This window comes from Pseudomonas fortuita (assembly GCF_026898135.2).
Lineage (GTDB): Bacteria > Pseudomonadota > Gammaproteobacteria > Pseudomonadales > Pseudomonadaceae > Aquipseudomonas > Aquipseudomonas fortuita.
Genome location: NZ_CP114035.2, coordinates 4,847,842 through 4,860,882, shown reverse-complemented (window position 1 = coordinate 4,860,882; position 13,041 = coordinate 4,847,842). Strand labels below are relative to the sequence as shown.

Below are 13,041 nucleotides of genomic sequence, written 5' to 3'. Positions count from 1 at the left end.
ACCACGTAGACTGGCATGTCCAGTCCCGGCATCCTCGTTGGTGCCGAACCCCTCCTGTCGGCGTGGGCGGGGCCTCTTCCTTTTTCGCAATGCTCCCCGACTGATATCGAGCGCTCCCTGGCGCCATGGCCGCCAGCTACCTTGGCAAATCTCCCCTGCTACGCGATTCCCTGTAGGAGCGGCCTTGTGTCGCGAAAGGGCCGCACAGCGGCCCCGGCAAACAATCCACCATTGCAGAATCACCAAGATCAGTGCATTGTAATGACAATCGTCTTTACATGAGGGCCAAGTCATGGCTTCCATCAACATCCGCGTCGACGATGATCTCAAAGCCCGCGCCTACAAAGAGCTCGAGCGCCTCGGTGTAACCCCCTCCGAACTCATGCGACAGGCTCTGCAATATGTCGCTGAGCGGGGCAAGCTACCCTTCAGGCCAGTCCTGATGACCGAGGAAGATGAAGACCTCATTGCTACCGTACAAGAGCGACTTGCTTCTGCGCAGCGCGTGAGGGTCCAGCTGGATGACCTATAGCCTCGACTTCGATGCCCGCGCATTGAAAGAGTGGAAGAAGCTGGGCGATACCGTGCGTCAGCAGTTCAAGAAGAAACTGGCAGAGGTCCTGCTAAACCCTCGAATCGAGGCAAACCGCCTTCACTCGCTGCCGGATTGCTACAAGATAAAGCTTCGCAGCAGCGGGTTTAGGCTGGTCTATCAGGTCATTGACCAAGAGGTCGTGGTTTTTGTCGTCGCTGTCGATCGCCGTGAAAGAGACCAAGCTTACAAAAAGGCTGCTGAGCGACTTGAGTAGGCTTCAAGGATTTGGCGGTCCCAGGTCGCAATCTCAACGCAAATCACCGCCTCAAAGCTAGAGCTCTACTTCTGGGGGAGCGGGCATGCCCGCGAAGAATCCGACTCGGTGTATGGCACCGGCTTCGCCGGTGTTCGCGGCGGTTCCACGCCTCGATGAACCTGCTCCCACACGTCCCCCGTCAGCCCAGATTGCTCATGGCCAAGTCGGCTGGACCGGCTTGCCAAGTAACTTCAGCAAACCGCGGTCTCTGTGGGAGCGGGTTCACCCGCGAAGAGGCCTGCACAGGCAAAATTGCTCGCTAAACCCCATGCATCCGCAGCGCCCGCTGCGCACACTCCCGCCAACTCAATTTGCGCTTCTCCACCGGCCCCGGCAGCTCCACTTCCCCAGCCAGCACCACCGGCATATCCCGCATCCTCACCCAAGGCTCACTCTGCCAATACAATAAAGTCGCGCTTCGTCCACCAGGCCAGCACATATGCCCCAGCCGCGGCCCATCGTCCACCCCTTCAGCCTGAGCATCACGCAGCACCGCCACCACCTCATGTGTCAGCCACCGGCGCAAATGGCGGTTCTCCGGCACATGGTGATGCGCTAGCAAGGTATAGGCCCCGGACTCGCTGACCATGGTGGTCTCCTGGTACTTGCCATAGCGCAGCAGCTGCACACTGCGATACTGGTCCGGGTCGAGCTTACGCATGCAGTGTTCGTCGAAGAAGTGCCCGCTCAGCCGGCCGAGTTCGTGAGCGCAGAACCAGGCTTGGGATTCGAGCCAGAGGGTGTGGAGAGGGCGGTTGTGGCGGGTGAAGAGTGTAGGTGTCTTGAGACTGTCCATGTTTGGCCATCCTGAATTGGAGAGCCGTTGCTAACGGGAACGGAATTCCGCTGCGTGTGCGTTCTTAAGCGCGTGATTGGAAGCTAATGAAAAAAAGCCCAGCAGTCAATTGAGTGATGGATCTGGCGCCAATGATGGCTTTGTGATATTGCTTGGCTTCGCTGTTCGAGGTGAATTTTCTATCAGCAATGGAATTGACGAAGTTACAACGATTTCTATAGGTTAGTTAAGGACGGTTGGATGGTGATGATATCTGGGTCAATGATGTAAGCTCCTATTTGAATGAGGTCTTTGGGCTCGGTTCTAAGCATCGGAACTCGGTTCGTTGTTATCGGGGTCAGGCTGATCTTAGTTGGGATCTGAAACCATCAGTCATGCGTGGGCTTCAGGGCGACGCAGAATATGCGATTTTCGAAATGTTCGCGTGAACTTTTCAGATAGTGATTCCATCAGTTTGGTTTGTAATTTAGCTAGGCTCTCTGAGGTTGAGAAAAATTCTATTATCGATTTTGATGAGCGCTCAGATGATGTAGAGGGTTTTAGAGCGCTTGCTGCCATGAAGCGCCTCACCCAGTTTGTTAGAATCGAAAAGCCGTACTTTCTAGACTCGGCTAAGCCTGAGGATTTGTTCAAGTATTTTTTTGTATACCCTGCTAAAAATAATAGACGAGTAATAGCCCAGTCAGGCGCTTTTATAGCTGCTGGCTTATTGAAGTACAAGGGTCTGGAAAAGTCAGTTGGGTTTAATATTAGGAAAATAATTGTGCCGGCTGACAAGAAGTGGTCGATTGTTAAGCAGTTGGATGCGTTAAATATAAACTCTCGCACCATGTTTCCTGAGGTTGAGTTTGCGTCAAAGTATATCAAGGATAAATGGATTAAGCGGCGTGCCTGGTGAAGTGAGTTCTGGTGTTTTTCGAGTTTTCGGAAGTGCCAATAAAAAGGCTGCCAATTGGCAGCCTCCTTGATGCTCAGCCCGGACGATCAGTCCCAGCTCAACGCCCCACCAGTCTGATACTCAATCACACGCGTCTCAAAGAAGTTCTTCTCTTTCTTCAAGTCCATGATCTCGCTCATCCACGGGAACGGGTTGGTAGTCCCTGGATACTCTTCCTTCAGGCCAATCTGGGTCAAACGACGGTTGGCGATGAACTTGAGGTAGTCCTCCATCATCGCCGCGTTCATGCCCAGTACGCCGCGTGGCATGGTGTCACGGGCGTATTCGATCTCCAGCTGGGTCCCTTGCAGGATCATCTGGGTCGCTTCTTCCTTCATCGCCGCGTCCCACAGGTGCGGGTTTTCGATCTTGATCTGGTTGATCACGTCGATACCGAAGTTCAGGTGCATCGACTCGTCACGCAGGATGTACTGGAACTGCTCGGCAACGCCGGTCATCTTGTTGCGGCGGCCCATGGACAGGATCTGGGTGAAGCCGCAGTAGAAGAAGATGCCTTCCAGTACGCAGTAGTAGGCGATCAGGTTGCGCAGCAGCTCTTTGTCGGTTTCGACGGTGCCGGTGTTGAATTCCGGGTCGGAGATGGCGCGGGTGTACTTCAGGCCCCAGGCGGCTTTTTTAGCGACCGACGGGATCTCGTGGTACATGTTGAAGATTTCGCCTTCATCCATGCCCAGCGACTCGATGCAGTACTGGTAGGCGTGGGTGTGGATCGCCTCTTCGAAGGCCTGGCGCAGGATGTACTGGCGGCACTCCGGGTTGGTGATCAGGCGGTACACGGCCAGGGCCAGGTTGTTGGCAACCAGCGAGTCGGCGGTGGAGAAGAAGCCCAGGTTACGCATGACGATGCGGCGCTCGTCTTCGGTCAGGCCGTCCTGGCTCTTCCACAGGGCGATGTCGGCGGTCATGTTGACCTCTTGCGGCATCCAGTGGTTGGCGCAGCCGTCCAGGTACTTCTGCCAGGCCCAGTCGTACTTGAACGGTACCAGCTGGTTGAGGTCGGCGCGGCAGTTGATCATGCGCTTTTCATCTACGGCAACGCGGGCCGAGGAGCCTTCCAGCTCGGCCAGGCCTTCGGCAACGTCGAGGGCGTCGAGGGCAGCCTTGGCACGTTTGACGGCATCGGAGTCAGAAGCGGTGGCCGCACGGGCTTCCAGGGCGGCGGCACCACCGGCGCTGTCGAGCTTGTCGAGGGTGGCGGCGGCAGCGGCCTGCGCAGGGGTGTTGCCTTTGGCGGCTACTTCGCCGTCTTCTTTGTCGAATTCGTCCCAGCTCAGCATGGTTTGGCTCCTGCTTGAGGGTCGCCCTGGGGCAACCGGTTGGATTTAAAGAATGTGATGCCTGACGCAAGGCCGTAACGGCGAATGGACAGCTCGAGAGGCTGACTCTCGTTTACATCTGAATGTGTTCTGGCTTGTACCTGGCCAGGCCTCGGGGAGGGGCCAGGACAATGAATGGCGCTCTTTTCAGAGGGCGCAAAGTATACCGGAATTCGCCTTCGATCGGGGCGCATGTCTTGCGGGCGAGGGTAACTTTTTCGACCGGGTTTGCGTGCGTCCGTTCACGAAATGGCTGTGTTCTTCTACGGGGGGAGAGTGTAGCGCCAACCTATATCTTGTGCCAGTTTAAATTTACAGGCACACCATATAGTGTTTTATGGGCTTATGTTGTGTGTGCCGGCTTCATCGCCGGCAAGCCAGCGCCCACTGGCAGCGCGCCCGGCTGCAGGGCGATGCACTACCTGTGGGAGCTGGCTTGCCGGCGATGAGGCCCGGTCAGGCAACACTAGCTGCGGTGGGTGTGCAGCGTTTCGACAATGTGTGTCTTGGGCTGCTTGCGAGCTTCTTCGACCGAGGTAAAACGACCGGTTTCAGCATTACGACCAATCTTGCGAGTAGTTGCCACTTTTTTCCGCGCCATGGGCTTGCGTCCTTTATAGGGAGGTCTTGTCCTTTTACCGAACCGCGTACGCAGCGGGAAAAGGGCAGGGCTTCTCAGGGACGCGGATACAAAAATGCCGCGCGGGGCGCCCGTAGGCACCCCGCGCGGCATTCAGGCCTTACTGGCAGGCTTCGCAGTCAGGCTCGTCGATCGCGCAGGCCTTCGGCACTGGCGCTGGGCCGGCTGCCTGGACCGGGGCGCTGTCGCCACCGCTGGAAACGGCGTTGAGCTTGCCGGTGTTGATGGTCGACTTCTCGGTGCTGGTTGCAGCCAGGGCACGGAGGTAGTAGGTGGTTTTCAGACCACGGTACCAGGCCATGCGGTAGGTCACGTCCAGCTTCTTGCCCGAGGCGCCAGCGATGTACAGGTTCAGCGACTGAGCCTGGTCGATCCACTTCTGGCGACGGGAAGCTGCGTCGACAATCCACTTGGTCTCGACTTCGAACGCGGTGGCGTACAGGTCTTTGAGCTCTTGCGGGATACGCTCGATCTGCTGCACCGAACCGTCGTAGTACTTCAGGTCGTTGATCATGACCGAGTCCCACAGGCCGCGGGCCTTCAGGTCGCGGACCAGGTACGGGTTGATCACGGTGAACTCGCCCGACAGGTTCGATTTCACGTACAGGTTCTGGTAGGTCGGCTCGATCGACTGCGACACGCCGGTGATGTTGGCGATGGTCGCGGTTGGCGCGATGGCCATGATGTTCGAGTTACGAATACCTTTTTGCACGCGGGCACGCACCGGCGCCCAGTCCAGGGTCTCGTTCAGGTCGACGTCGATGTACTTCTGGCCACGGGCTTCGATCAGGATCTGTTGCGAGTCCAGCGGCAGGATGCCTTTGGACCACAGCGAACCCTGGAAGGTCTCGTAGGCGCCACGCTCGTCGGCCAGGTCGCAGGATGCCTGGATCGCGTAGTAGCTGACCGCTTCCATCGACTTGTCGGCGAACTCGACGGCAGCGTCGGAGCCGTAGGCGATGTGCTGCAGGTACAGTGCGTCCTGGAAGCCCATGATGCCCAGGCCGACCGGGCGGTGCTTGAGGTTCGAGTTACGCGCCTGCGGCACCGAGTAGTAGTTGATGTCGATCACGTTGTCGAGCATGCGCACGGCGGTGTTCACGGTCCGTTGCAGCTTGGCAGTGTCCAGCTTGCCGTCAACGATGTGGTTCGGCAGGTTGATCGAGCCCAGGTTGCAGACCGCGATCTCGTCCTTGTTGGTGTTCAAGGTGATCTCGGTGCACAGGTTCGAGCTGTGGACCACGCCCACGTGCTGCTGCGGCGAACGCAGGTTGCACGGGTCCTTGAAGGTCAGCCACGGGTGGCCGGTCTCGAACAGCATCGACAGCATCTTGCGCCACAGGTCTTTGGCCTGGATGGTCTTGAACACCTTGATCTTGTTGTACTCGGTCAGGGCTTCGTAGTACTCGTAGCGCTCTTCGAAGGCCTTGCCGGTCAGGTCGTGCAGGTCTGGCACTTCCGAAGGCGAGAACAGGGTCCACTTGCCGTCATCGAAGACGCGCTTCATGAACAGGTCAGGGATCCAGTTGGCGGTGTTCATGTCGTGGGTACGACGGCGGTCATCACCGGTGTTCTTGCGCAGCTCGATGAACTCTTCGATGTCCAGGTGCCAGGTTTCCAGGTAGGCACACACGGCGCCTTTGCGCTTGCCACCCTGGTTGACGGCAACGGCGGTGTCGTTGACCACTTTCAGGAACGGTACAACGCCCTGCGACTTGCCGTTGGTGCCCTTGATGTAGGAGCCCAGTGCACGCACCGGGGTCCAGTCGTTGCCCAGGCCACCGGCGAATTTCGACAGCATGGCGTTGTCGTGGATCGCGTGGTAGATGCCCGACAGGTCGTCCGGCACGGTGGTCAGGTAGCAGCTGGACAGCTGCGGGCGCAGGGTACCGGCGTTGAACAAGGTCGGGGTCGAGGCCATGTAGTCGAAGGACGACAACAGGTTGTAGAACTCGATCGCACGGGCTTCCTTGTCTTTCTCTTCCAGCGCCAGGCCCATGGCCACGCGCATGAAGAATACCTGCGGCAGCTCGAAGCGTACGCCATCCTTGTGGATGAAGTAGCGGTCGTACAGGGTCTGCAGGCCCAGGTAGGTGAACTGCTGGTCGCGCTCGTGGTTGATCGCCTTGCCCAGTTTTTCCAGGTCGAAGTCGGCCAGGGCCGGGTTCAGCAGCTCGAACTCGATACCTTTGGCGATGTAGGCCGGCAGGGCCTTGGCGTACAGGTCAGCCATCTCGTGGTGGGTGGCGCTGTCGGCAACGCTGAGGAAGCCCAGGCCTTCGGCACGCAGGGTGTCCATCAGCAGACGGGCGGTCACGAACGAGTAGTTCGGCTCGCGCTCGACCAGGGTACGGGCGGTCATCACAAGGGCGGTGTTGACGTCCTTGATGGCGACGCCGTCGTACAGGTTCTTCAGGGTTTCGCGCTGGATCAGGTCGCCATCGACTTCGGCCAGGCCTTCACAGGCTTCGCTGATGATGGTGTTCAGGCGGGCCATGTCGAGCGGCGCCAGGCTACCGTCAGCCAGTGTAATGCGGATGCTTGGGTGCGGCTCGACCACGGCGTCGGTGTTGGCGCGGGTGGCGCGCTCCTTGGCGCGCTGGTCGCGGTAGATCACGTAGTCGCGGGCGACTTTCTGCTCGCCGGCGCGCATCAGGGCCAGTTCTACCTGGTCCTGGATTTCTTCGATGTGGATGGTACCACCCGATGGCATGCGACGTTTGAACGTGGCGGTGACCTGCTCGGTCAGGCGCGCAACGGTGTCGTGGATGCGCGACGAAGCGGCGGCGGTGCCGCCTTCAACTGCGAGGAACGCCTTGGTGATGGCAACGGTGATCTTGTCGTCGGTGTAAGGGACGACAGTGCCGTTACGCTTGATCACGCGCAGTTGGCCAGGGGCGGTGGCGGCCAGATCCTGGTTGGAATCGGCGGCCTGCGGCACCTTGGCCTGCGGGTTCTCGCGAGTTGTGTCGGTTTGCATGGGTGGGTGTCTCCACAGTTTCTATATTGTTCAGGCGCCTTTTGGGCGCCCACCGTTCCGTCCACTTGCTCGATGACCCGGCGGGGGATGCGCAATGCATGCGCATCCGCCCGCACGGGCGTACCGACTTCGGGACAGACTCAGGAATAAGGGGCAATAGCTTGCCGCTCCCTGGCCGAAGTCAAAGGTTTTGGGCAGGGCCCAAAAACTGTTGCTGATGGATGCCAGGGCTGGCCTGCAACACCCATACCCGAACAAGGCCCTGGAGGGGCTTGCCTCGGTCGCCTCCGCAGGAGCGGTTTGGCTGCTGAAATCACCTGAAGTTCAGCTCGTAAAATCGCTTGATTTTGCGGGTTGACTTTTGTGTGTGATTTTGCACGAAACCCTATATGTAGTGGTTCGCTGCGTTCGGGATACAAGATAATGCGGTATTGGGGGCTTTGCAAGGCGAGCGCCTGTGGATAACTTGTGCGTACTTTGTGTGTGAATGGTGGGTATTCGCTGTAGGCCTTGTGCCAAGTGGTTTGCAGTATTTTTCTGCGTGGTGACGCCCTTGGGCAGTTTTTTTCGGGCGGGATACCTGTCACAAAAAACGGTTCAGTTCAGGGGGGCGGTATTGCATGTCTGAAGATCTGGGGTGCCTGGGAGATCGAGCGCCGCCCGCGCGGCGCATCGCGAGCGGGCGGCGCTTGGTCTCGCAGGCGCCACCCATCTACAGCCATACTCTCAGCTGCCCTTACACGATCCCAAGAACAACAAGGCCAAAGCCATGGACCACCCCGTACCCCGCATCCTCATCGTCGAAGACGACCAGCGCCTGGCCGAGCTCACCGCCGAGTACCTGCAGGCCAACGGCTTCGAGGTCGCGGTGGAGGGCGATGGCGCCCGGGCCGCGCGGCGCATCGTCGACAGCCAGCCCGATCTGGTCATCCTCGACCTCATGCTGCCCGGTGAGGACGGCCTGAGCATCTGCCGCCGGGTGCGCAACCAGTACCCTGGCCCGATTCTCATGCTTACCGCACGCAGTGACGAACTCGACCAGGTCCAAGGCCTGGACCTTGGGGCCGACGACTACGTTTGCAAACCCGTACGCCCACGCCTGCTGCTGGCGCGTATCCAGGCTCTGCTGCGCCGCAGCGAAGCCGTGGACAGCAAGCGCCAGGGCCTGGCCTTTGGCGCCCTGCGTATCGACAACCGCCTGCGTGAAGCGCGCCTGGGTGACCAGCTGATCGAGCTGACCGGTGCCGAATTCGACCTGCTCTGGCTGCTGGCCAGCAACGCCGGGCGGGTACTGACCCGCGAACAGATCTTCACCGCGTTGCGTGGCGTCGGTTACGACGGCCAGGACCGCTCCATCGACATACGTATCTCGAAAATCCGCCCCAAGATCGGCGATGACCCGCTTCAGCCACGGCTGATCAAGACCCTGCGCAGCAAAGGCTACCTGTTTGTCGGCGAGGCACCATGAACAACTCGATCTTTTTGCGCATCTACGGCGGCATGCTGGCTGTGCTGGTGCTGGTTGCCCTGCTCGGCGTGCTCAGCCTGCACCTGGTGAATGAAGTGCGCGCTGCCCAGCACCGGGAGGGACTGGCACAGGGCACCTTCAGCCTGATGGCTGACAACCTGGCACAGCAGAATGCAACCGAACGCAAGCGCTCGCTGCTGATCTGGGAGCGACTGCTCGGCGTGCCGCTGGCGCTGCAACCGATGACGGCGCGCAGCCTCGACGGTGGCCAGCGGGCGCGCCTGTACCGCGGCCTGGTGGTGGTCGAAAAGACTGGCCCGCATGCGGCGCAAGTGCTGCGCAAGGTTGGCCACGAAGACCTGATGCTGGTGGCGCAGATCAAACAGATAAGCGAGCAACTGGCGCGGGCCACGCTGTACCTGTTGGCCGATGAACTGGTGCGCTACCCGATCACCGAGCAGCAGCAGCGGCTGGCACAGATCAAGCAGGAAAAGGGCTTCGGTTTTGGCGTCGCCCTGCAGCGCATCGAACGGGTAAGCCTGGACGATGACCAGCGGCGCCGGGTAGAGGAGGGCGATACGGTCATGGCGCTGGGCAAGGATGGCGACTCGATTCGTGTGTTTGCTGGGCTGGCGGGCTCGCCCTGGGTACTGGAAATCGGCCCGTTGTACCAGCTAAACCCGTATCCGCCGCAGTTGCTGGTCCTGATTACCTTTCTCGGCCTGTGCCTGATCGGTCTGGTGGTCTACCTGCTGGTACGCCAGTTGGAGCGCCGTGTGTCGGGCCTTGAGATTGCCGCCACACGCATCGCCCAAGGCAGCCTGGACACCCGTGTGCCCGCCGGTGACGCCGACTCGGTAGGGCGCCTGGCTGCCGCCTTCAATGGTATGGCCGAGCACCTTCAGCGCTCGCTGACCATGCAGCGCGAGCTGGTGCGGGCGGTATCCCACGAGTTGCGCACGCCCGTTGCGCGCCTGCGCTTTGGGCTGGAGATGATCGAAAGTGCCGCCACCGAACAGGCGCGGGCCAAGCACCTGGCGGGCATGGACGGAGATATTCAGGACCTCGACAAGCTCGTCGACGAAATGCTGACCTACGCCCGCCTGGAGCAAGGCGCGCCGGCCTTGAAGTTTCAGCGGGTCGACCTGGACGTCTTGCTCGCGCGGGTAGTCGAAGAGCTGGCGCCGTTGCGTGCCGAGGTACGGGTAGTGCGCGGCGATTGCCAGGGCGCGGATGCCGAAGGCGCCTGGGTCGAGGCCGAGCCGCGCTACTTGCACCGGGCGTTGCAGAACCTGGTCAGTAACGCCATGCGCCATGCGGCGTCTGAGGTGCGCGTGAGCTACCAGTTGGGGCAGCAGCGGTGCCGTATTGATGTCGAAGATGACGGCCCCGGGATCCCCGAGGGCTTCTGGGACCGCATCTTCACCCCGTTCACCCGACTGGACGACAGTCGCGCCCGTGCTTCGGGTGGGCACGGCCTGGGCCTGTCGATCGTGCGGCGAATCATCTACTGGCACACGGGCCGTGCGACGGTGGGGCGCAGCGAAGCGCTGGGTGGCGCCTGCTTCAGCCTTAACTGGCCACGGCAGCAGGCGCCACTGTGAAGGTCAGACGCTGACCAGGCTGAGCAGGTGGCCGTCCTGCAGGCAGAACTGGCCCTGCAACACTGTGCCATGGCGCCACTGCGGCGACAGGTCGGTGAGCAGGCGCAGCTGAGCCAGGCCTTCGGTGGACCAGTCGATCACTTCGGCATGCTCGAAATAGAAGCGCTGGCGGGTCAGCGGGTAGAGGGTCTTGAACAGGCTTTCCTTCAGCGAGAAGGTCAGGGTGACCGTCAGGCCGAGCTGGCGGCGGTCCAGGCGTTCGAGCTCGGGCGGGGTGAGGATTTCGGCCATCAGCCGCTCGGCGCGCTCGTCATCCAGCAAGGCCTCCTGATCCAGGCCCAAGCCTTGGCAGCTGCGCTCGGCGGCGACCACGGCGGCGGCCCAGCCCTTACCGTGGGTGATCGAGCCATGGATACCCGCCGGCCAGATCGGCGAGCGGTCCTCATGGGTGCCAGGCACGTAGTCGCGACCGTCCAGGCCCTGCAGCGCGGCGCGCGCGCATACGCGACCGGCCAGGTACTCAGCCTGGCGCTTGGCCACCGAGCGCTGCAGGCTGGCGCTGGGCACGAGCCCGGCGCGCTGGAAGTCGTCGGGTGCCAGGCGGGCAGGGTCGAAGGCGCAACTGACCAGCACCGCGCCGGGCAGCGGGCGGGGCAGGGGCCAGTGGTGCTGGAGCGGGGCGCAGCAGGCGGGGAGAATGTTCATGGGGCTATTGTGCCAGCCGCAGCGGCGGTGTGGGAGGTGGAACAGCAGGGGGCTGCTGCGCAGCCCATCGCCGGCAAGCCAGCTCCCACAGGTGTTGCGCAGCGCTTGAGGTTTGCGCTAATCCTTATTTGAACACCTGCTTGAAGAACGCCTGCATATCCGCCCATGAGCTCTCGTCCGCAGCCTTGTTGTAGCCTATGTCCGGTCCGCCATGCTCACCATGGCTCAAGCGGTCGGCATCCGGGTTGGTGAAGCCATGCTTGGCCCCCGGAATGTTGACGAACTGGTAGTTGACCTTGGCGGCGTCCATTTCCGCTTTGAACGCATTGACCTGCTCTTGGGTGACCATGCTGTCTGCGGCGCCGTGCTCGACCAGTACATAGGCCTTCACCTTGCCAGCCTGGGCCGGCGTCTGTGTGGCCAGTGCACCGTGGAAGCTCACCACTGCATCGAGCTTGTCCACGCCGCGTCGTGCTGCATCGAGCACCACCTTGCCGCCGAAGCAGTAACCGACGGCACCTAAACTGCTCTTATCGGTGTAAGGCTGTAGTTCCAGCAGTTTCAGGCCGGCGTCGAAGCGCTTGGCGGCCGCCGCCGGGTCTTTCATCGCTTCGGCCATGAACGCTTGGGCATCCTGCGGATGTTCGGTCTGCTTGCCATCGCCATACATGTCGATGGCCAGCGCACTGTAACCCAAGGCCGCGAGGTCACGGGCGCGGCGCTTGGCATAGTCATTCAGCCCCCACCATTCATGCACCACGACGATGCCCGGACGCTTGCCTTGGACTGCATCATCATAGGCGTAGTAGCCGATCAAGCGCTTGCCCTCGGCGTCCTGATAGGGGATCTCGCGGGTCACTATTGCCGCCTGGGCGAGGGCGGCGCTGCACATCAGGGTCAGGGCCAGCAGGGCACGCATCTTTACTACTCCTTGTCTTGCAGACAGTTCGTTCAGCCGGTGTTCAGCCAGGGTTCAGTCACGGTTCAGGGTGCCTTCCTTACTCTAGCTTCCAGACCGAAACAGCGCACCCAACTGGAGTATCCAGCCATGAAAACCTTCAACACCCTGCTTGCCGCCATGGCCGTCTGTGCCGCTGGCATCACCACTGCCCAGGCCGCCGACGACAACTTCGCCAGCCTGACCTACGGCCAGACCAGCGACAAGGTTCGCAAATCCGGCCTGCTGCAGCGCAACACTGACCAGCTCAACGCCGATGGCATCATCGGCAAGGACGACACCTGGGGTGTACGTGTGGGCAAGATCAACGACCAGGGCCGCTACTACATGACTTATGACAACGTTTCAGGCGACCACAGTGGCCTGAAGTTGCGCCAGGAAAACCTGCTGGGCAGCTACGACTTGTTCCTGCCGGTGGGCGATACCACCAAACTGTTCGGCGGTGGCAGCCTGGGCATGACCAAGCTCACCCAGGACTCGCCCGGGGCCAGCCGGGATACCGACTACGGTTATGCCTACGGCCTGCAGGCCGGCGTGATCCAGGACATCACCGACAAGGCTTCGGTGGAGCTGGGCTATCGTTACCTGCGCACCAATGCCGCGACGGAAGTGGGCGCGCATGGCGGGCCCAAGGACGGCACCCTGCGCCTGACCAGCAGTGCGCAGACTTATCTGGCCGCAAGCTACAAGTTCTGACGCGCGAGCCGCGTTATCCTGTACCGGCCCTTTTGCGGCTAAAGCCGCTCCCACAGGGATCGCACAGTT

General features: G+C 60.8%; 12 protein-coding genes. 6 read left to right on the top strand and 6 right to left on the bottom strand.

The genetic code is table 11. The features are described from left to right. Positions 1-292: 292 nt before the first annotated feature. Together OZ911_RS22275 and OZ911_RS22270 are read left to right on the top strand one after the other, a co-directional pair. Positions 293-532, top strand: a complete 240-nt coding sequence (locus tag OZ911_RS22275; protein WP_023047837.1) for a type II toxin-antitoxin system RelB/DinJ family antitoxin — start codon at positions 293-295, stop codon at positions 530-532. After that, entirely contained in the window at positions 522-809 is a 288-nt protein-coding gene (locus OZ911_RS22270; RefSeq protein ID WP_023047836.1) for a type II toxin-antitoxin system RelE family toxin, read from the top strand. The genes OZ911_RS22275 and OZ911_RS22270 overlap by 11 nt, the downstream gene beginning before the upstream one ends. Positions 810-1,110: 301 nt before the next feature. Here OZ911_RS22270 and OZ911_RS22265 read toward each other — a convergent pair whose 3' ends face one another. Next, entirely contained in the window at positions 1,111-1,647 is a 537-nt protein-coding gene (locus tag OZ911_RS22265; RefSeq protein WP_023047835.1) for a BRO-N domain-containing protein, read from the bottom strand. A gap of 424 nt (positions 1,648-2,071) precedes the next feature. On the opposite strand from OZ911_RS22265, the gene OZ911_RS22260 reads away from it, so the two are divergent. Continuing rightward, on the top strand, positions 2,072-2,545 hold the full coding sequence (locus OZ911_RS22260; protein ID WP_134792775.1) for a hypothetical protein: 474 nt from the start codon (positions 2,072-2,074) through the stop codon (positions 2,543-2,545). An 86-nt stretch (positions 2,546-2,631) separates the two neighbouring features. Here the strand turns inward: OZ911_RS22260 and OZ911_RS22255 are convergent, their stop codons facing one another. The 3 genes from OZ911_RS22255 to OZ911_RS22245 all read right to left on the bottom strand — a co-directional run bounded on the left by OZ911_RS22255 (position 2,632) and on the right by OZ911_RS22245 (position 7,541). Continuing rightward, positions 2,632-3,882, bottom strand: coding sequence for a ribonucleotide-diphosphate reductase subunit beta (locus OZ911_RS22255; protein ID WP_016488688.1), 1,251 nt, complete (start codon positions 3,880-3,882; stop codon positions 2,632-2,634). 505 nt (positions 3,883-4,387) lie between these two features. Then, positions 4,388-4,522: a hypothetical protein gene (locus OZ911_RS22250; RefSeq protein ID WP_023048542.1), complete on the bottom strand. Its 135-nt coding sequence runs from the start codon at positions 4,520-4,522 to the stop codon at positions 4,388-4,390. Between the two features lie 139 nt (positions 4,523-4,661). Beyond that, the gene (locus OZ911_RS22245) at positions 4,662-7,541 is read right to left on the bottom strand and encodes a ribonucleoside-diphosphate reductase subunit alpha (protein WP_016488686.1); all 2,880 of its coding nucleotides are present in this window, start codon (positions 7,539-7,541) and stop codon (positions 4,662-4,664) included. Between the two features lie 769 nt (positions 7,542-8,310). Between OZ911_RS22245 and OZ911_RS22240 the strand changes: the two genes are divergently transcribed. Then, positions 8,311-9,009 (top strand): response regulator, encoded by a 699-nt coding sequence (locus OZ911_RS22240; protein WP_016488685.1) that lies wholly within the window; start codon positions 8,311-8,313, stop codon positions 9,007-9,009. Continuing rightward, entirely contained in the window at positions 9,006-10,613 is a 1,608-nt protein-coding gene (locus OZ911_RS22235) for an ATP-binding protein (protein WP_016488684.1), read from the top strand. The genes OZ911_RS22240 and OZ911_RS22235 overlap by 4 nt, the downstream gene beginning before the upstream one ends. A gap of 3 nt (positions 10,614-10,616) precedes the next feature. Here OZ911_RS22235 and OZ911_RS22230 read toward each other — a convergent pair whose 3' ends face one another. Both OZ911_RS22230 and OZ911_RS22225 read right to left on the bottom strand, forming a co-directional pair. Continuing rightward, a complete protein-coding gene (locus OZ911_RS22230; protein ID WP_016488683.1) occupies positions 10,617-11,318 on the bottom strand; it encodes a 4'-phosphopantetheinyl transferase family protein in 702 nt (233 codons plus the stop codon). A 124-nt stretch (positions 11,319-11,442) separates the two neighbouring features. Next, positions 11,443-12,237, bottom strand: coding sequence for a dienelactone hydrolase family protein (locus OZ911_RS22225; RefSeq protein ID WP_016488682.1), 795 nt, complete (start codon positions 12,235-12,237; stop codon positions 11,443-11,445). Positions 12,238-12,366: 129 nt separating this feature from the next. On the opposite strand from OZ911_RS22225, the gene OZ911_RS22220 reads away from it, so the two are divergent. Then, positions 12,367-12,972 carry an outer membrane beta-barrel protein gene (locus tag OZ911_RS22220; RefSeq protein ID WP_016488681.1) on the top strand — a complete coding sequence of 202 codons (606 nt, stop codon included), beginning with the start codon at positions 12,367-12,369 and terminating at the stop codon, positions 12,970-12,972. Positions 12,973-13,041: the final 69 nt, after the last annotated feature.